Origin of the sequence: Pseudomonas sp. NPDC089741, assembly GCF_044748825.1 — a bacterium.
GTDB lineage: Bacteria > Pseudomonadota > Gammaproteobacteria > Pseudomonadales > Pseudomonadaceae > Aquipseudomonas > Aquipseudomonas helmanticensis.
The window spans coordinates 1,519-1,861 of record NZ_JBIVGT010000085.1 but is presented as its reverse complement, the minus strand read 5'-3'; the positions used below and the strand labels follow the sequence as shown (position 1 = coordinate 1,861).

Genomic DNA, 343 nt, shown 5'->3' with positions numbered 1-343 from the left:
CGTAGAAGTTTCGTGAGGGATACGCGAGATTCCATCACCGATCGCGATCTTCGCACCGTCCGCAACACCGACCAGGGCGTTGGCCGGCAGGAAGTACTGAGCGATAACGTCAGTGCCTGGCAGCAACAGATCCTTGCCGTTGTCGTCAACCATCTTCACTGCCGGACGAATTTCTTTGCCCGCAGCTGGACGATCTTTCGCGTCGAGTACTTCAATGTTGGTCATACCGGTCAATTCGTCAGTCTGACGCTTGATCGTGATGCCTTCTTCCATGCCCACGTAGGTCACGGTACCTTTCATTTCTGTAACTATCGGTAGAGTGAGCTGATCCCACTTGGCCACG

1 protein-coding gene is annotated in these 343 nt (G+C 54.2%); it reads right to left on the bottom strand.

The window, feature by feature from the left end:
• A partial coding sequence (locus ACIPZE_RS28925) for a hypothetical protein (RefSeq protein WP_400776852.1) occupies positions 1-343 on the bottom strand: 343 nt, incomplete at both ends.